We start from the raw sequence: 18,483 nt of genomic DNA, 5'->3' as shown, positions 1-18,483 counted from the left end.
TTTTAAATAGTATAAATGATTCAATTAAAAGGTTGCATTAATACCAAACGTATACACAGCCGGTATTGGATAAACACCGTTATCTGCACCTCCGCCAATGATACTGCTGATTGGAGCTTCAGGTGAATAACCTGTTGTTTTGGTCCAGGTATATAAATTCTGGCCGCTCAGGTAAAGCCGCAGACTTTTAACACCTGCTTTTACCAGCGCATTCGGTTTGAAGGTATAGCCCAGTTGCAAAGTACGCAGTCGGAAATAATCTCCCGGTTCCAGGTAATAAGAGCTAAACAGGTAATTGTTTCCTCTTGCTTTTTGCAAAATAGGTTCAACATTGCTGGTGCCAGGACCAGTCCAGGCATTTAATCTGTTGCTTTCAAAGTTGAGATCTGCAAATGCTGCGGTACGTCTTTGTGCATATACATAATTTCCTGCAACGCCTTGTCCCTGCAACAACAGGTCAAATCCCTTGTAACCGAAGTTTACATTTAATCCATAACTCCAGGCAGGGAATGGAGAGCCCAGGTTTTCCCGGTCTTCCGGAGTAATTTTACCATCCCCGTTCAGGTCGGCATAAGCAATATCTCCAGGTAAGGAGTTGGGCATTCTTGGCATTTTATCCAGATCGGCGGTCGACTGATAGATCCCAATCTGTCTGTAACCGTAAAAATGTCCGATTGATTCACCGGTAATTGTTCTGTTGGCACCTCCGTTACCGATCAATAGGTAATTGGTGGTATTGCCAATGGAGACTACTTTATTGGTGTTGTAACTTACGTTAGGCGTAACGTTGTATGTGAAAGAATCTCCTATTTTATCGTTCCAGCCAAGACTGAGTTCGACACCTTTATTTGATATTGAACCCAGGTTGGTGCGGTAGTTTAGGTTGGTACCGGAGCTGAGCAACTGTATTTGAGTGATGATGTCTTTCGTTGTCCTGTCGTAAACGTTAAACTCGGCAGTTAAGCGGTTGTTTAGTGCTTTCAGGTCCAGGCCAAGATCAACTCCACGTACAACTTCCCACCTTAATGCAGGGTCAGCAATATAGGCTGGTGCTACCCCGGGATAAATGAAATCTCCGAATACCCCAGAGCCGGAGGTGGTTAATCCTGGTCTGAAAATATTATCGTCGATACCTTTCCCATTACCAGTGGTTCCCCATGAGCCACGCAGTTTAAGGAAATTGATCCCTTTGATGTTTTTAAAGAAATTTTCTTCAGAGAGTACCCAGCCTAAACCGAAGCCCCCGAAATTACCCCAGCGATTTTGAGGTGCTAATTTTGAAATTCCGTCTCTTCTGTAAGTTGCATTTAAGAGGTACTTGTCTTTATAAGCATAGTTAACCCGGGCAAAATAACCCATTGAAGACCTTTCTGCACCACCACCGTTCACATTACTTGGGTTGTTTTTTTCCGCGATACCGATGTACCAGAAAGAAGGGTCGTTGGGAATGTTCAGCCCAATATCGGTCCGGTCTCCGGAAAGATTTGTGCTGCTTTCAAAGATCGTTGTAAAACCTGCAACGGCAGTGATCTTGTGGGTATTGTTAAAAGTCGTGTCGTAGGTAATGGTATGGTCCTGCTGAAATTTCCGGAACTCATCGGTGTTTTGCCTTACTGAAGTTCTTGCATTTGGATTGTTGAACCGGTCTGTAGGTGTAGTCCCTTCACCTAAATTAACTACCGTGAATGGGAGTGCGGTATAACCGCGGCTGTTGTTAAAACCAAGGTCGGTATAAAACTGTGACCGCCATTTGAACTGTTTCAGGAATTTAATTTCGGCAAAAAGACTTCCCACAGCGCGGTATCCTTTATTGATGTTGTTCCCATTGTTCTGATAAATTCTGGCCATCGGATTTCCGACTTGTGTTCTTTGAAAAGAAGGCATCGAATAATAGGCTGTTTCACTTTCCCTAACGCCAACTATCGGCGCTGCCCATAAGGCACTGTTTAAATCTGCATTTGATGAATTGAGTATCCAGTGTGTACCTGTCAGATCGGCTCCGACTTTAATGTTGCTGTTGATCCTGATTTCTTCATTTAACCTGGCTACATAGCGCTGGTATTTACCAAACTTAACTACGCCTTCCTGTGTATTGTAGCCCAGGTTAATGAGGGTGGTGGATTTTTCCCCACTGTTTGAGATACTCAGACTGTTGTTGCTTTGAAATGCAGATTGCAGGATTTCTTTTTGCCAGTCGGTATTGGCGGTATAATTGGTATAATCAAAAGGTGCCGCACCAGAGTTGGCCAGCAGGTTATCATATAATTTTCTAAACTGGGCAGCATCGGTTACTGCGATTTTATTGATCACCTTTTGCACTCCGGCCGAACTTTGGAGCGCTATCCTGGTTTCGCCCTTAGCTGCTCTTTTTGTGGTCACGACAATGACCCCGTTACCTGCCTGCAGACCAAAAATTGCAATTGATGAGGGGTCTTTGAGTACCTCAATGCTTTCGATATCGCCAGGGTTAAGGTAATCTATATTGCTTTGATGTACCCCGTCTACAACGTATAGCGGATCTGAACCACTTGTTGTGGTACTGTTTATCCCCCTGATCCGTACGGTTGGTGCGGCACCCGGTGTACCACTGTTCACTACAGTTAAACCAGGTACTTTACCCTGTAAAGATGATACCGGATTGGTATTCGGCATTTTGGCGATCTCATCTCCTTTAATCTGTGTAATAGAGCCAGTTAAATCACGCTTTCTCTGCGTACCGTAACCAACTACAACTACGCCTTCCAGTTCTTGTGAAGCTGAGGATAAGGTGACATTGATGGTCACCTGATTGTTGATCAGCACTTCTTTACTGGTATAGCCTATATAGGTAAATACCAGCGTGGCGTCTGATGGTGCAGCGATTGCATAATTTCCTGAAGCGTCTGTCTGGACGGCAGCAGTGCTTCCTTTTACCTGTATGCTTACACCAGGTAGGGTAGTTTGATCTGCCCCATCTTTTACTGTACCCTTTACAGTAATGTTTTGTGCCTGTGCAACACTCGTAAAAAGAAAACAGAGAAATGTTAAAACAGAAAGTTTTGTAAAGACTCTTTTCATACTATTTGGTTATTTATTTGTCAGATAAATCTCTGGTACTATTGTGGAGAATACAAAAAAAACACCTCTACATTAATACATCACGAGCCGCTTGTGTAGTATCTCAAGTAGGGATTCTGAATCTGTATATGGTCTAAAAACGGCCTTTTTAGGGCATGGATATCAGAGAAACCGACTACAGCAAGGCTTGATTTAATGCTCAAAATAACTGCCTTAAAAAAATGGCTGTGAGAGGTAATGATGTAGTGCTAAAGCTCCATGAGAAACTCGACCAGGTTCTTATCGTGAGGTACATTCAGCTTTTTTCTCAACCTGTAACGTCGTATTTCTACTCCTCTCAAAGAAATGTTTAACAGTGAAGCCATTTCTTTACTACTCATATTCATCCTTAAGTAGGCGCAAAGCTTGAGGTCATTAGGTACCAGATCGGGATGGTTTGCTTTTAATTTTTTAAAGAAACTTTCATGCGCCTCATTAAAGCTGCTTTCAAACAGGTTCCAGTCGCGCACGTCGTTCATGCCATCATCAATGACTTTCTGGATTTTCCTAAGCTGATCTTCGGTCAGCGGTTTGCCATGGCTGTCTTTCAGCTTGAGCATTTCCTGACTTAATTTTTGCAGGAGCTCGTTTTTATAGACGAGGCTCATTGCAGAATTGGCCAGCTCCCTGTTTTTTCCTGCGAGTTCGGCCTGGAGTTTTTCTGTTTGTAATTTGATGATCTGTTTTTCTGTAGCTTCGGCCTCTTTTTTCAGGAACTCGTCCTTTTCTGCCTGAAGATGCCTGGTGATGGCCTGCTGATCTTTCTTCAACTTTAGTTGATAAAGCCGCTTGAAAGCAATAAGCAATAAAACCAATAAGATAAAGTACAATGCGAAGGCCCAGTTGCTGGCATAAAAAGGGGGTAGGATGGTAAACTCAAATGCTGTAATTCCGCTAACGGCATTTTCACTGACCCTGGCCCTTACCTTAAAAACGTAACTTCCCCGGGAGAGGTTGGTGAAATCTTTCTGGGATGCCGAACTCCAGTCTGACCATTGTTTAGAATAGCCCTCCAGATAATACTGAAATTTAATTTTTGCCTGCCGGTAATAAGGCATAGCAAAGGAAATCCTGATGTTATTGCGGCTAAACGGAATTTCTACGACAGTACCTGCATCACCCGCATCACTGATGGTATGGTAAGTATCGGTAATGTCTTCAATTTTCCGAATGAGTACCGCAGGCAGTTTTGGGTGTTTTTTTGTGGTTTGGATATCCGTGGCATTGTAAATGACAAAACCATCGTCTACGCTGATCAGGTAAATGTTGTCGTTTATCTTACTGATGTTCTCATAGTATTGTACCATCCTTCCGTCCAGGATACTAAAGGTATTTGAATCCACCTCCAGCTTACCGGGCTCCAACAGGTGTACCAGGCTCATTTTCCCATGGTTGATGAACCAATATTTTTTTGAACCTGCACTGATGATTTTATTTGAACCCGAAAAGCTGCCAAGTTCTTTATTTAAGGTTGCATATTTACTGAAGCGGTTGCTGATCTCATCGTAAACCAGGAATCCTGCATCGGACGAGAAAACCGGCCTGTTTTCCAGACTGAAGATGTTGATATTGTAATCGCCTGGCAGACCATTTTTTTCATCATAATTTTTAATGGAAGTCACCTTTTTAAGATCTGCACTCAAACTCAGTTTATAAAGGCCCTTATAGGCATGACTTACCCATATATCGCCTTTGGCATCCTGTTCTACATACCTGGAAGGTTCTCCAAAATTTTCAATTTTATGGTAAAACTTCCATTGTCCGTAGGGATCTTTTTTAAAGAGGACCAAGCCATTATAGGTGCCCTGGATCAGATAATCAGGATTGGTTGCTAATTTTTTAATTGTCCAGCCACCTTTGACTGTAGAAATACGCTCCAGCTGGTTGCCCGTTACTTTAAAAGTACCATCGTTATGTCCGCAAAACAACTGATCGTCGATTAGCGTGAGGTCCCAGACCTGGCCCTGCGAATTGGGGATGAGCTTAAAATCTAAAGCATTGAACAGGTTTCCGGTACCGGAAGCCCAGGGACTATAAAATAAGCCTTGATTGGTACCCAGGTAAATATTGTTTTTATAGATCAGGCTGGAGTATACTGTCCCAAACTGTCCGGTTTTGTCAAAATAAAAGTAAAGGGGCGAGTTAAGTTCGATCCGGTCGATGCCATTATCCAGTCCCGCCCATAAATTCTGATCCTGATCTGCATACAGGCTCAGTACCGTATTGTTTTGCAGTCCGCTTGATTTATTAATCCGCTGTACGATATTGCCCGCTTCATCTATGATGATCAGGCCGTTTAGAATCGTTCCATAGGCATAATATCTGCCCTGAATGCGTGCGCCATTGTTTAATTGAAAGGTTTTTAAAAAGTCATTGGCTGGGGTATTTAATGCAGTATAGCCCTCGCCGTCATATACAAACAGGCCATTTTTACTGGTACCGATCAGCAGGCTCCCATTTTTGTAGGGTAGGATAGACAAGATCCCTTTTGGAACTTCGGAGCCATTGTTTTTTAAGGGGGAGAGTTTGGTGCCATTTAGCTCAAAAAGTCCTGCACCTATAACTTCCACATAAAAATGCTGATCTACCTGATGTAGAAATAATAGGGACTGCGCTGCGGTAACGATATTTATTTTTTGGTGCTCATAAATATATATTGCAGAGAAGGATTGAAATATGACCTTTTTACCCGCTACATATATTTTCCAGATTTCATCTTTGATCTGTTTCGACTTAGGGAGGAGGCTGGTTAATGAGGTATAGGTCAGTTTTTTATTTTTGTTTGACCAATAACCCAGTTCACCAAAGCCCCCGGTATAAATAATGCCGTCAGCACCGGCGGCAACGGCACGTACAATTTGGCGGTTGGGCATTTTGTATTGCTGCCAGTATTTGCCATCGTAGCTGAGCAGGCCTTGTGCATTGCCAAAATACATGATGCCTTGTTTATCTTTTACGATGGACCAGTTTTGGTTTCCGGATAGATAAACGGATTTCGGATAATTTTGAACATACGGAACCCCTATACTTTTGATGCGATCTGCAGTGGCAAAAAAAGGCAACAGAAATGCCAGGCAGTACAGGTAGTATTTGAAGTATATTGGTTTCATAAATAGCTAATATAGCTATTTGGTGCTTACATTCACTGGCTGCGGTACTTTTACATAATACCCGGTTCCGTCGTATTTTCGCTTGCGTGGATTGGTGGTACAAGCAACTGAACAACAGCCTTGTAATTCCTCACCACAGTCATCACATTGCGTAACGTGCTCGTTGCATTCCGGGTTGGCGCAATTGATCATTTTAGGCGTGATCTTTCCACAGTTGAAACAAGTTGAAACGACGCTTGGATTAACTGTATTTACGTCAACCGCAATGCGGTTGTCGAATACATAGCACTTTCCTTCAAAATCTTTACCTCCAGCTTCTTTACCATATTTGATAATTCCGCCATGTAACTGGTAAACGTCGTTAAATCCGTGATGCAGCAATAAGGCTGACGCTTTTTCACATTTGATGCCACCGGTGCAATAGGTCAGCACTTTTTTGTCTTTGTATTGCGCCAGTTCATTGATCTTCTCCGGGAAATCCCTGAAGTTTTCAATGTCCAGTGTAATGGCATTTTTGAAGCGGCCCAGGTTATGTTCATAATTGGAACGTACATCTAAGATGATTACATCTTCCTGTCCAATCATTTGCTCAAACTCTTTTGGCTCAAGGTGTTTTCCAGTTTGTTTATTTGGGTCAATGATATTTGGATCTCTTAAACCTGAATGCACAATTTCCGATTTATAACGGCAGTGCATTTTGATGAATGAAGGTTCGTCAACCTCGTCGACTTTAAATTCTGTTTTTGAAAAACGTCCATCAGCGTGAATGGCAGCCATATAAGCTGTACAAGCTTCTGGTGTACCGGAAACGGTACCGTTTAATCCTTCTTCGGCTACAATGATCCGTCCCGTAAGGTTTAAAGATTTACAAAATTTAAGATGGTCATCGGCGAATTGCTCCGCCTCAGTTATGGGACTATAGCAATAATAAAGTAATGTCTGGAATTTTTTCATATTCATTGATACCGGTGCAAATGGCGTTTAATGCGCTGCAAAAGTATGAAAATAACCGTTGTATAACAATAGAGGTGTACAAATTGGTATATTCGTATGTTAAATAGATTTGTTATGAAAAGAATGGCTTTGTGTCTGTTTTTTCTGGTTTTCGGACTGACGGTAGTGCAGGCGCAGTCTACCTTTGTGCGCTTGCTTACCAGTAAAGGAGAGATTGTACTACAACTATATGACGCTACACCGAAGCATCGGGATATGTTTGTGCGGATGATTAAAGAAGGTTTATACAGGGATGCGCAGTTTAACCGGGTCATTAAAGGCTTTGTGAGTCAGGCTGGGGAACTGGATGAAACCATCCTGGACCGGGAAGCCTTGCACCCCGAGCAGCCTTTGAAACGCATTGATGCGGAGATTAAGGCAGATATTTTTCATAAAAAAGGTGCATTAGGTGCTGGCCGGAATGACAATCCGGAAATGCGCTCTTATTTAACGCAGATTTATCTGGTGCAGGGCAAGATTCAAACTGATGTGCAATTGGATGCCCTGGAACAGAAAAAGGGCATGAAATTTAGTGCTGAACAACGAAAAGCCTATAAAACGATAGGCGGCTGTCCGAACCTGGATGGTGACTATACGATCTTTGGCGAAATTGTTGCTGGATTGGATGTGGCGGAGGCGATTAACTCGGTGGCGACCAGCAAGCAGGACCTGCCCTTAATACCTGTTGTGTTTAAAGCAGAGGTCCTGAAAATGAAAGCAGCAAAACAATACATCAGGTAAGGACCATTACTGACCTGGTTTGCGCAATATATTTAATGGATAACACTCATTTGTAACAAAATTAGTGGACATCACTTCGTGGATCGCTAATTTTACATAGTTTTGTAAGAGATAGCGCCTGAAACAACATATACTAACTAACTTTTAAACATAAAAATGACTAAAATCTCAATGAAACCAGTGTGGATGGCCGTTGGCCTTCTGTTCGGATCTACCGTTGGTTTTGCACAAGACAATCTTGTAAACTCACTTAAAAATAACCAAAGTGCCAACAGTACAGGTAGTTTTACTTTTACTCCGGTAATTAATGCAGAAGCTACTTCTGTGAAAAATCAAAAATCATCAGGTACCTGCTGGAGCTATAGCACCAACTCTTTCCTGGAATCAGAAATGATCCGCAGTGGTAAAAAACCAGTAGATCTGGCCGATTTGTTTACTGCCCGCAACGCTTATATTGAAAAAGGAATCAATTATGTACGTATGCACGGCGCGCTGACTTTAGGTGATGGTGGTGCCTGTCACGATGTAACCAACATGCTGGCTAAATATGGTGCACTACCTCAGGAAGCTTATAGCGGAAATGATTACGGATCTCCAGGTTCTTCTGATCGTATGAATAAATTGACGGAAGCCATTTTGAAAAAAGCTGTTGAAGGTAAATTTGATCCGACCTGGAAAGCCAGATATATCGCAACGATTGATTCCTGCATGGGCGCCGTTCCTGAGAAATTCACATACGAAGGAAAAGAATACACGCCTAAAACTTTTGCAAAAGAAGTGGTAGGCTTAAATCCTGAGGACTATGTAGAGCTGTCTTCTTTTACTACAGCACCATATTATCAAAAAACGGTATTGATGGTACCAGACAACTGGTCGTTTGATCAGGTGTACAATGTTCAGATGAATGACATCACCGATATCATAGATAATGCATTGAAAAAAGGATTTACTGTGGCCTGGGCTACTGATGTGAGCGAAAAAGGTTTCAGCTGGAAAAATGGTGTAGCTTATGTTCCTGCTAAAGACTTTGAAAGCATGAGCGGTGATGAGAAAAAAGCAATGTTCAATGGCCCTAAACCAGAGAAAGAAATTACTGTAGAAATGCGTCAGGCTGCTTTTGATAATTATGAAACTACTGATGATCATGGTATGCAGATTACTGGTATTGCTAAAGATCAGAATGGTAAAGAATATTATATTGTTAAAAACTCCTGGGGTGCAACAAATGATTACAAAGGATATTTATATGTATCAAAAAACTTTGTGAAATACAAAACCACTGCATTCTTATTGAATAAAAAAGGTATTCCAAGTGATATCCGTAAAAAACTAAGCATTTAATTTCAATTGCTGCTAAGAAAGAAAGGCGGTTCCAGATCCTGGAGCCGCCTTTCTTTTTTTTAATGAACTTTTCAGCGCAGTCAATTGTTGGATTGATATAAATAAGACACATGAAAGTATTTATTACCCGGGTAATTTCAGAAGCCGGATTGAAGTTGTTAAGAGATGCAGGAATTGACATCGTAGAATGGAAAGAGAAACGTCAGTTGAGTAAGGAAGAACTGATCGCGGCTTGTCAGGATGCAGATGCACTGCTGAGTGTTGGCAGTAAAGTAGACCGGGAGTTTTTAGCGGCCTGCAAACACCTAAAGGTGATTGCGCTGCATTCTGTAGGCTATGATCATGTTGATATACCGGCGGCTACTGAATTGGGGATTCCTATAGGGAATACACCTGGTGTTTTAAGTGCAGCTACTGCCGATACTGCCTTTCTACTGATGCTCGCTACTTCTCGCAAAGCCTTTTATTTACATAAAAGCATTGCAAAAGGTAACTGGGGATTTTTTGAACCGACAGCTAACCTGGGAATTGAACTTCGTGGTAAAACCCTGGGTGTATTCGGTCTGGGTAAAATCGGACTGGAAATGGCCAGATGTTGTAAACATGCTTATGGCATGAAGATTTTGTACCACAACAGATCGACTAATCCGGATGCTGAGGCTGAACTGGGTGCAACATGGGTGAGTTTTGACGAACTATTGGCCCAAAGTGACGTGCTTACTGTACACACTGCATTGACGCCGGAAACGGAAGGTGTTTTCAATGCTGCAGCTTTTGCAAAAATGAAGCAAACAGCAATTTTTATCAATACGGCAAGAGGCGGGATTCATGATGAAGCCGATCTGACCAATGCGCTGGAAGCCGGTATAATTTGGGGCGCAGGCTTAGATGTGACCAATCCGGAACCCATGAAGGCTGATAATCCTTTATTGAATATGCCAAATGTATCTGTATTGCCGCACATCGGCTCTGCAACCGTGGAAACGCGTAATGCCATGTCCGTACTGGCGGCTGAAAATATCATCGCAGGATTAAAAGGTGAGCAATTACCACATCCGGTTAATCCTGAAGTTTATGATTAAGCTTCAGGAGCAAGGCCAGATTAGAATCCGTAAGATAAACGAAAGCCCTGCTGAACACATTTATTGCCATCATAGGCAAATCCATAAGCAGCTCTGAATATCAGGCGCTGGAAGCCAAAATAAACTTCGGTATAGTTTCTTTTAATGGGCTGGCTCAGGTAGCTTACACCCAACACCTCTTCCAGTTTGAGTTTGCGGAGAAAAGGTACTTTGTTGGTCAGGAAGCCGGAGAAATTATGCTCAACGTGTGCTTCTGCATATTGTGCATTTGTACTGTACTGGTAAAAATCAAGGAACAGGAACTTTTTCAGACTGGGTAAGCTAAACAAGGAGTTGTTCCCCATAAAATGTCTGTATTCCGGGTAAAAAATAGCATGCGCATTTAAAAACTTACCCGCGCCAACAGAGAAAGAAAACTTACCCCATAAGCCTGCACTGATTTCATCCTGGTGCAACTCCATAGATACGAAATCGTAGTTGACATCGCTACCAAAAGCGCCCCGGATGCCTTTTTTATAAGTGAAATCAAGCGTTGGGTAGGCGGCAGGTTCGTAGATTTTGCGATCAGGACGGGTTACATAGCGCTGGCCAAAAGTGTAATTGAGGTTGGCTGTTACAATTAAGGCTTTATAGGTTGGAAATTGCGGGCTGTCATCTTCAGGGCTAAAAGGATTATTGGACGTAAATACCTCACCTTTGATATCCCTGATGGTGTATAGCGTGGTATTTACCAGGGCTTTATTTCGGGAGTAATCTACTGAGAGGCTGCCATATAACCCCGTGAGCAGTTCCCTTTGCGTAGATACATTCATGAATTCTTTTTGGTAGAATTTAGAATAATTGGTTTTGAAAAACAGCGTGTTCATGGAGTTTCCCAATAAGCTCATTGAACCAAGATCGTTCAGATCGTAAATTCCAGAGCCAAACCGGACGCCTACATTTGCACGTTTAACGGCATTGTAATAGTAATTTGCCGTTAAGGTTCCGGTAAGCACCTTGTTGGATAAGCCATAGCGCAGTTCCGGTCTGATGTTGTAATACCGGCGGTCTTTAAGTCCTTTGGTATAGGTTACACCGTAGATATAACCCAGTCCCTCGACTGTATTATAAAAGATAGCAGGTAAAATGGGATCGAAGGATAAGCGCCTGGCGTAAAAACGATCGTTTAAGGTGTATTTGGTGACCAGGATTTTACTGATGCTGAATTTATTGTTCACCCTTTCCAATGAATCCAGGTAATGCTTAGACGTTTTACGTGCTTCGATGCTATCTTTTCTAATGTAGTCTGCACTTTCTTCGGCTGTTAACGGAATGGGCCGATTGTTTAACCAGAACAACGAATCTTTCTTATTGACAGATCTGGTGATTTTCAGAATTTCTCCGTTAAAATAACCCTTCGGGAAATTGGGCTGCATGTTGTAATTGCTGTAAACGCCAACATAATAACCTTCAAATTTAAAACCTAAGACCTGTCCGTTGAACTGGAAATTGATATTGGAGGGCATATAGTTCTTTTCGGTTTTTAAAAACTGCTGCGAAATTTTTAAGGTGTCGATGAGGTTAATGCCACTATTTGCGGTCAGATATACCTCTGCATTGACCAGGTGCCAGGTATCTTCTTTGATGTAAATGATTCCTCTGAAGACCGGATCATTTTCCCGCCGGGGAATCACCTGGATCTTATTGATGGTCGTGCCATTTTCGGTCGTACTTCCAAGTAATTTGTAACGGTAATAAAATAAGGCATTATCGGCAATCGGAGATACGAAAGCCCTGGAACTCAATTTGCCTTCCAGTAACAGGTTCTGATAGAAATTCACCATCAGGTCCGACGCTTTATTGAAGCTAAAGGCATTGTTCCTGCCTGCCGTTTTAGACGAGAGCATTTCTTCGTGAATGAGATTGGGACGGTGATAGGCAAATGTGGAAGTCGACTCAGATAAATATAGAATGCCACGTCTGTTGGTATCCAAATCCAATAATTTCTGTATATCCCTTCCAAAGATTTTTTTAGGTGCCCCCACAATCTTCTGTACACCTTTAATGTAAACATTACTGGTATAGGCTTTAATTTCCAGTAAATGTTTCCTCCGGTTCCTGATGGCTTGCCGGATGATCTCATAAGCCGGGTCTTCTCCGCTATTGGTAATGGTCACACCCGATAGGGTATAGGCCTCCTCTTTAATGACCGTATTTTCAATGGCATCCCCGCTAATGGTGATCTTTTTTTCAACGGCCTGATATCCGATGGCTTTGTATACCATGGTAAATGTACCAGCATCTATGGCGAAAGCATAATTGCCGTCAATATTGGCTGAAGTCCCTTTAGTCGTACCTTTAATGTATACAGAAGCAAAGGGTACGGCTTGTCCGCTTGCGTCTGTTACTGTTCCACTGATTTTATATTGTTGTGAAAATGCATAAGAAAGTCCGGTAAATAGCAATAAAATTGTTAAATAAGTGTTCTTCATACCTGGTATTGATCCCTAAATATCGGGTAAGTTACGGGAGTAAACATAATTTTTACATTAAAGTTTTTGTGAGACCTGTTTTGCTTACCACCCGAAGATAGGAATTGTATAACTTTGTCACCATTAATAATAGGATAACTATGTATAAAACATTACAACCTGTTCTTCAGCAAGAACTCGAACAAATTGAAAAAGATGGTCTATTTAAACGTGAACGTATCATTGTAACGCCACAAGGCGCAGACATTAAAGTGAGCACGGGACAGGAAGTGATCAATTTTTGTGCAAATAATTACCTTGGCCTGTCTGCTGATCCGCGGGTTACCGAGGCCGCTAAAAAGGCCATAGATAAATATGGTTATGGTATGTCGTCCGTGCGTTTTATTTGTGGTACTCAAGATGTACACAAAGAACTCGAAGCCAAAATATCCGAATTTTTAGGTACCGAAGATACCATTTTATATGCTGCAGCCTTTGATGCCAATGGTGGTGTTTTTGAGCCCCTATTTAATGATCAGGATGCCATTATTTCTGATGAACTAAACCACGCCTCGATTATCGATGGTGTGCGTTTGTGTAAAGCCAAACGTTTCCGGTATAAAAACGCAGATATGGAGGACCTGGAGCAGCAATTGATCGCAGCAAAGGATGCCAGACATCGCATTATAGTGACGGATGGTGCTTTTTCTATGGACGGTGTAGTTGCTCCTTTAGATAAAATTTGTGATCTGGCTGATCAATATGAAGCACTGGTGATGATCGATGAATCGCATTGTACTGGTTTCATCGGTAAGACCGGTCGCGGTACACATGAACATTTCAATGTAATGGGGCGTATTGACATCATTACCGGTACCTTAGGTAAGGCATTGGGCGGCGCTTCCGGCGGATTTACTTCCGGTAGGAAAGAAATTATCGACATGCTGCGTCAAAGATCGCGGCCATATTTGTTTTCCAATACATTGGCCCCGGCCATTGCAGGCGCTTCTGTTGCGGTATTGGATCTGTTGAGCGAAACCACCGATTTGAGGGATAAGCTGGAAAGCAATACCCGTTATTTCCGTGAAAAAATGACTGAAGCTGGTTTTGATATTAAGCCGGGTGTACATCCCATTGTTCCGGTGATGTTATACGATGCTAAATTAGCCCAGGAATTTGCAGCGAAAATGCTGGAGGAAGGCATTTATGTGATCGGATTTTATTATCCGGTAGTGGGTCAGGGTAAAGCCCGTATCCGTGTGCAGTTATCTGCAGCGCATGAGCAGCATCATTTGGATAAAGCCATTGCGGCATTTACTAAAGTTGGTAAATCACTGGGTGTAATCTAGAAAAATAACCTGCTGAGTTCATTTTCTTGCTTGTAATAGCCTTCAAGTAGATTTTGAACTCAGGCAGTATAAAAATATAAACTAAATAGCTGTATATTTGACCCCATGTTACAAGAGAAGATAACACAATATACTGAAGAGATCAATGCATTTTCTACCGTCATCGTTGATGAACTGGAACAATTTCGTATCAAATTTTTAGGTACCAAAGGAATCATCAAGGATATTTTTGATGAATTTAAATCGGTATCACCAGAAGAAAAACGAACACTAGGCAAGGTTTTAAATGAGTTTAAGCAACTTGCTGAAGCAAAATACCAGAGCCTGAAAGAAGGCACTGAGGTTGCTGAAACTTCAAAAGACAGTGGTTTAGATATGACCTTGCCAGGCGAGGGTTTTGAAATCGGATCCCGTCATCCATTGGCACTGGTGCGCAGGGAAATTGTAGAAATTTTCAATAAACTAGGTTTTGTGGTTGCAGAAGGCCCGGAGATTGAAGATGACTGGCATAACTTTTCGGCTTTGAACTTCCCTGAAGAACACCCGGCGCGTGATATGCAGGATACTTTCTTCATTAGAAAAGGTGGCGAACATGGCGATATCGCTTTGCGTACCCATACTTCTTCTGTACAGGTGCGCATGATGGAAGCCGGGAAACCACCATTTCGTGCGATTATGCCTGGACGCGTTTATCGTAATGAGGCCATTTCTGCCAGGGCACATTGCTTTTTCCACCAGGTGGAAGGTTTATATGTAGATGAATCGGTTTCTTTTGCTGATTTGAAACAAACCTTATTCTATTTTGTACAGGAATTGTACGGTGAGGGAACAAAGGTGCGTTTCCGCCCTTCTTATTTCCCATTTACAGAGCCTTCAGCTGAAATGGACATCTCTTGTACGATCTGTAAAGGCGCGGGCTGCCAGTTGTGTAAATACAGTGGTTGGGTAGAAATACTAGGCTGCGGTATGGTTGATCCTAATGTTTTGGAAAACTGTGGCATTGACAGTAAAAAATACAGTGGTTTTGCTTTCGGAATGGGTATAGAACGTATTGCCAATCTGAAATTTGAAATTAAAGATCTTCGTTTGTTCTCTGAAAATGATGCGAGGTTCTTAAAACAATATAAATCCGCATTGATATAATGATCAGGAAAGTAGCAGGGGTGTTTTTGTTGATGTTGGCATTGGCGGGCTGTGGGAAAGAGCGGATGGTGATTCCCAATGTTCCAGTTAACTTTAGTGCCCTGCTGACTGACCCTCGTTTGCTCAAGTTAAGTAGTCCGGGAGGTGGTGTGGTGCTGACTGGCTATGGAGTAGCCGGATTGGTTATTTACCGTACAACCAATGGCAATTACGTAGCATACGACCGCTGTAGCACAGTTAATCCAGAAAAACAGTGTGCTGTGGTACTGGACGATCCTACTTTTACGGTTACAGATCCCTGCTCGGGAGCTAAATTCCTGTTGGAAGATGGCACTCCGGTTAAGGCACCTGCAGAATTATCGCTCAAAAAATATGACGTTTTCATTTCAGGAAACACATTACAGGTTAGAAACTAATGGAACCAGAGAAAATAAAAGAGAGTATAATCAGGGCTGCTAAGGAGTTGTTCAGGAAATACGGTTACCATAAAACCAGTGTGAATGAGATTGCAAAAAAGGCACGTATCGCCAAAGCAACCATTTATAAATACTTTGAGAGTAAAGAACAGATTCTGGATGCCATTTTGATGAATTATCTGGATCTTAATTTGCACGAAATTATTCAGAATAAAGCTCAGTTCGTAAATGAGGAAGAGCATTTGAAAGCTTTGGTGATGAAGACCTGCCGGCTTTCTTATACCGTTTGCAACGAATTTATCGGTTGGGATTTTGTACGTGAAAATGCAAACTCCCAGGAGTTTTTGAAGCACCTTTCTGATCAATTGGAGTCATTACTTTTATCTGCTTATCTGCAACTGGATCATTTTAAAAACAATCCTTCCCGAAAAGAAGGTCTGGCCTTTTTGTTAAAGGCAAGTAAAAACATAGTGTTTTCTTTTGCCTTTACATCGGTGAGTGATTCTGATGTACGCAAAAATTTTGTAAGCTTTCAAAAAGAACTATTACCCTTTCTGGTTAAAGCAGCTTTGTAAATAGTTTCAGGACAACCTTTTCTTTTATCTGTCTATTTCTTTACAATTTGTTAATGTATACCGTTTTGGTTTTTGGTATATAAATATGTATATTGGCGTTGTAGTCAATATTTTAGCAATGAGTAACGAGATTTTAGAAATTTCTGTATTGGTTGATGAGAAGTTCGACATGAGCTTTAATCTGGCTGGAGGTGTATTGGGATTGATCTTACGCATCTTTGGAAATTAGGCATTAGTTGAGGTATCTCTCATCGCTCAGACAAGTCAAAATGTCTGTGGTAAATCTTTATGTCTTAAAAAAAACTTAAATTCGCGGCATAATGAGTAGAAATAGAAAAGCCGGAACGGTAACCATCATTCCTAATTTAAGTATTATTGATATTGCCGAAGAAGGCAAAGGTGTGGGAAAAGCAGATGAACTGGTGGTGTTCGTCGAAAAGGCGGTCCCGGGCGATGTGGTGGATGTACGTATCGTAAAGAAGAAGAAAAACTTTGCTGAGGCGGTAATAGAACAATTGCATAAACCTTCCGAATTAAGGACTGATCCGTTTTGTCAGCATTTTGGAACCTGTGGTGGCTGTAAATGGCAACACATGGGCTATGAATCTCAATTAAAATTTAAGTATAACAACGTTGAAGCTGCACTGCAGCGCCTCGCCAAAATTGATACGTCTTCCATGGAGCCTATTTTGGGTTCTGCTGAAAATAAATATTATAGAAACAAGCTGGAATATACTTTTTCCAATAAGCGCTGGCTGAACAAGGAAGATATGGCCGCACTTGATGCTGCTGATGAACTGGAAATGAATGCACTGGGTTTTCATGTACCTTTGCGTTTTGATAAAATTCTGGATATTCAGCATTGTTATCTGCAGGCGGAGCCTTCCAATTCGATCCGGAATGAAGTGCGGGACTACGCATTGAAAAATAACCTGAGCTTTTACGATCTCCGCAATCATGAAGGAAACCTGCGCAATCTGATCATCCGTACCTCCTCGACTGGCGAGGTGATGGTTGTCTTGGTTTTTGCTTATGCAGCGCCAGAAGAAGTAAATGGGTTGATGGAACATCTGAAGGCTACGTTTCCAGAAATCACATCTTTGCTATACATCCTCAATCAGAAAAAGAACGATACGATTTTTGATCAGGAAGTGATCACGTATGCAGGCAGGGACCATATTTTTGAAGATATGAATGGGCTGAAGTTTAAGATTGGCGCTAAGTCATTTTACCAGACAAATTCTGAGCAGGCTCATGAGTTGTATAAAATAACCAAGGAATTTGCCGGTTTTAAAGGTGATGAACTGGTTTACGATTTATATACAGGTGCTGGTACCATTGCCAATTTTGTTGCCGGCAGTGTGAAACAGGTCGTAGGAATCGAATATGTGCCAACGGCAATTGAGGATGCCAAATTCAATTCGAATTTAAATGGCATTGAAAACACCATTTTTTATGCCGGAGATATGAAAGACATCCTGACCGGGCATTTCATTGCTGAACATGGTAAGCCTGATGTGGTAATTACCGACCCGCCAAGGGCTGGTATGCATACCGATGTTGTGGAACGGTTATTGGAAATGGAAGCTGAAAAAATAGTCTATGTAAGTTGTAATGCTGCTACACAAGCACGTGACCTTGCCCTATTGAAAGAAAAATATGAAGTGGTACGCATCAAACCTGTCGATATGTTTCCACATACGCAGCACGTTGAAAACGTAGTATTGCTTAAATTAATAAACGGAATTGCTTAATCTAAAAAGATATTAGAAATGGATATGGAAGAGTTATTGCCCCAACAACCTGAAAAGGGTAAGGTGGAGCAAAAGAAAAGTCCGCTGGTCAGTCTGGAAAAAGACCTGGAATTGTATTCTGATTCAATTAAAGAAGTAGCGGTTGCCATCATGATGGAAGGTATTTCTGCAAATCCCATTTTTATTGCCCACCAGCATACGGTGAGTATCGGAGAGGTGATCCTTGATCGTAAAGAATTGAATACGGACTGGACCATACAAGCTTCAACATTTGAAGAATTTGCCGAAAAAGGAATTATCGCTGCTGATAAAAAAGAAATGTTCCTGAAAGCTTATAAAAAACCAGAGAACTTCATGTGTGTATTTGTCGTTGTGCCCGAAGGTGCCAATTTCATTTACTATCCTTATAAAAAGTAAAGCGCAAAAAAATCCC

General features: G+C 41.7%; 14 protein-coding genes. 10 read left to right on the top strand and 4 right to left on the bottom strand.

The features are described from left to right. Positions 1-24: 24 nt before the first annotated feature. From IM797_RS26155 to IM797_RS26145, 3 genes are all read right to left on the bottom strand, one after another. Positions 25-3,057: a TonB-dependent receptor gene (locus tag IM797_RS26155; protein WP_194130178.1), complete on the bottom strand. Its 3,033-nt coding sequence runs from the start codon at positions 3,055-3,057 to the stop codon at positions 25-27. A gap of 248 nt (positions 3,058-3,305) precedes the next feature. Continuing rightward, entirely contained in the window at positions 3,306-6,206 is a 2,901-nt protein-coding gene (locus tag IM797_RS26150; protein ID WP_194130177.1) for a two-component regulator propeller domain-containing protein, read from the bottom strand. 15 nt (positions 6,207-6,221) lie between these two features. Next, a complete protein-coding gene (locus IM797_RS26145) occupies positions 6,222-7,160 on the bottom strand; it encodes a rhodanese-related sulfurtransferase (protein ID WP_194130216.1) in 939 nt (312 codons plus the stop codon). Between the two features lie 114 nt (positions 7,161-7,274). On the opposite strand from IM797_RS26145, the gene IM797_RS26140 reads away from it, so the two are divergent. The 3 genes from IM797_RS26140 to IM797_RS26130 all read left to right on the top strand — a co-directional run bounded on the left by IM797_RS26140 (position 7,275) and on the right by IM797_RS26130 (position 10,363). Beyond that, the gene (locus IM797_RS26140; protein ID WP_194130176.1) at positions 7,275-7,940 is read left to right on the top strand and encodes a peptidylprolyl isomerase; all 666 of its coding nucleotides are present in this window, start codon (positions 7,275-7,277) and stop codon (positions 7,938-7,940) included. 156 nt (positions 7,941-8,096) lie between these two features. Further along, positions 8,097-9,281, top strand: a complete 1,185-nt coding sequence (locus IM797_RS26135; protein ID WP_194130175.1) for an aminopeptidase C — start codon at positions 8,097-8,099, stop codon at positions 9,279-9,281. Positions 9,282-9,391: 110 nt separating this feature from the next. After that, on the top strand, positions 9,392-10,363 hold the full coding sequence (locus tag IM797_RS26130) for a D-glycerate dehydrogenase (RefSeq protein ID WP_194130174.1): 972 nt from the start codon (positions 9,392-9,394) through the stop codon (positions 10,361-10,363). A gap of 20 nt (positions 10,364-10,383) precedes the next feature. On the opposite strand, the gene IM797_RS26125 is transcribed toward IM797_RS26130, so the two are convergent. After that, entirely contained in the window at positions 10,384-12,834 is a 2,451-nt protein-coding gene (locus tag IM797_RS26125; protein ID WP_194130173.1) for a DUF5686 and carboxypeptidase regulatory-like domain-containing protein, read from the bottom strand. A gap of 140 nt (positions 12,835-12,974) precedes the next feature. Between IM797_RS26125 and kbl the strand changes: the two genes are divergently transcribed. The 7 genes from kbl to IM797_RS26090 all read left to right on the top strand — a co-directional run bounded on the left by kbl (position 12,975) and on the right by IM797_RS26090 (position 18,467). After that, entirely contained in the window at positions 12,975-14,162 is a 1,188-nt protein-coding gene (gene kbl / locus IM797_RS26120; RefSeq protein ID WP_194130172.1) for a glycine C-acetyltransferase, read from the top strand. A gap of 105 nt (positions 14,163-14,267) precedes the next feature. Further along, entirely contained in the window at positions 14,268-15,305 is a 1,038-nt protein-coding gene (gene pheS / locus IM797_RS26115) for a phenylalanine--tRNA ligase subunit alpha (RefSeq protein WP_194130171.1), read from the top strand. Continuing rightward, complete coding sequence (locus IM797_RS26110; protein ID WP_194130170.1) at positions 15,305-15,721, top strand: hypothetical protein; 417 nt, start codon at positions 15,305-15,307, stop codon at positions 15,719-15,721. The genes pheS and IM797_RS26110 overlap by 1 nt, the downstream gene beginning before the upstream one ends. Continuing rightward, positions 15,721-16,296, top strand: a complete 576-nt coding sequence (locus IM797_RS26105; protein ID WP_194130169.1) for a TetR/AcrR family transcriptional regulator — start codon at positions 15,721-15,723, stop codon at positions 16,294-16,296. Before IM797_RS26110 ends, IM797_RS26105 begins: the two co-directional genes overlap by 1 nt. Before the next feature lie 118 nt (positions 16,297-16,414). After that, entirely contained in the window at positions 16,415-16,525 is a 111-nt protein-coding gene (locus IM797_RS26100; protein WP_194130168.1) for a phenylalanyl-tRNA synthetase subunit alpha, read from the top strand. A 91-nt stretch (positions 16,526-16,616) separates the two neighbouring features. Next, positions 16,617-18,050: a 23S rRNA (uracil(1939)-C(5))-methyltransferase RlmD gene (rlmD, locus tag IM797_RS26095; RefSeq protein WP_194130167.1), complete on the top strand. Its 1,434-nt coding sequence runs from the start codon at positions 16,617-16,619 to the stop codon at positions 18,048-18,050. Positions 18,051-18,068: 18 nt separating this feature from the next. Continuing rightward, on the top strand, positions 18,069-18,467 hold the full coding sequence (locus IM797_RS26090; protein WP_194130166.1) for a hypothetical protein: 399 nt from the start codon (positions 18,069-18,071) through the stop codon (positions 18,465-18,467). Positions 18,468-18,483: the final 16 nt, after the last annotated feature.

This window comes from Pedobacter sp. MC2016-24, assembly GCF_015223055.1.
Lineage (GTDB): Bacteria > Bacteroidota > Bacteroidia > Sphingobacteriales > Sphingobacteriaceae > Pedobacter.
The sequence above is the reverse complement of the archived record's forward strand: the minus strand, read 5'-3'. Positions and strand labels throughout refer to the sequence as shown.

Excerpts from the sequence above, each read along its gene's own strand:
- IM797_RS26155 (WP_194130178.1), bottom strand. The coding sequence starts at position 3,057 with ATGAAAAGAGTCTTTACAAAACTTTCTGTTTTAACATTTCTCTGTTTT.
- IM797_RS26150 (WP_194130177.1), bottom strand. The coding sequence starts at position 6,206 with ATGAAACCAATATACTTCAAATACTACCTGTACTGCCTGGCATTTCTG.
- IM797_RS26145 (WP_194130216.1), bottom strand. The coding sequence starts at position 7,160 with ATGAAAAAATTCCAGACATTACTTTATTATTGCTATAGTCCCATAACT.
- IM797_RS26140 (WP_194130176.1), top strand. The coding sequence starts at position 7,275 with ATGAAAAGAATGGCTTTGTGTCTGTTTTTTCTGGTTTTCGGACTGACG.
- IM797_RS26135 (WP_194130175.1), top strand. The coding sequence starts at position 8,097 with ATGACTAAAATCTCAATGAAACCAGTGTGGATGGCCGTTGGCCTTCTG.
- IM797_RS26130 (WP_194130174.1), top strand. The coding sequence starts at position 9,392 with ATGAAAGTATTTATTACCCGGGTAATTTCAGAAGCCGGATTGAAGTTG.
- IM797_RS26125 (WP_194130173.1), bottom strand. The coding sequence starts at position 12,834 with ATGAAGAACACTTATTTAACAATTTTATTGCTATTTACCGGACTTTCT.
- kbl (WP_194130172.1), top strand. The coding sequence starts at position 12,975 with ATGTATAAAACATTACAACCTGTTCTTCAGCAAGAACTCGAACAAATT.
- pheS (WP_194130171.1), top strand. The coding sequence starts at position 14,268 with ATGTTACAAGAGAAGATAACACAATATACTGAAGAGATCAATGCATTT.
- IM797_RS26110 (WP_194130170.1), top strand. The coding sequence starts at position 15,305 with ATGATCAGGAAAGTAGCAGGGGTGTTTTTGTTGATGTTGGCATTGGCG.
- IM797_RS26105 (WP_194130169.1), top strand. The coding sequence starts at position 15,721 with ATGGAACCAGAGAAAATAAAAGAGAGTATAATCAGGGCTGCTAAGGAG.
- IM797_RS26100 (WP_194130168.1), top strand. The coding sequence starts at position 16,415 with ATGAGTAACGAGATTTTAGAAATTTCTGTATTGGTTGATGAGAAGTTC.
- rlmD (WP_194130167.1), top strand. The coding sequence starts at position 16,617 with ATGAGTAGAAATAGAAAAGCCGGAACGGTAACCATCATTCCTAATTTA.
- IM797_RS26090 (WP_194130166.1), top strand. The coding sequence starts at position 18,069 with ATGGATATGGAAGAGTTATTGCCCCAACAACCTGAAAAGGGTAAGGTG.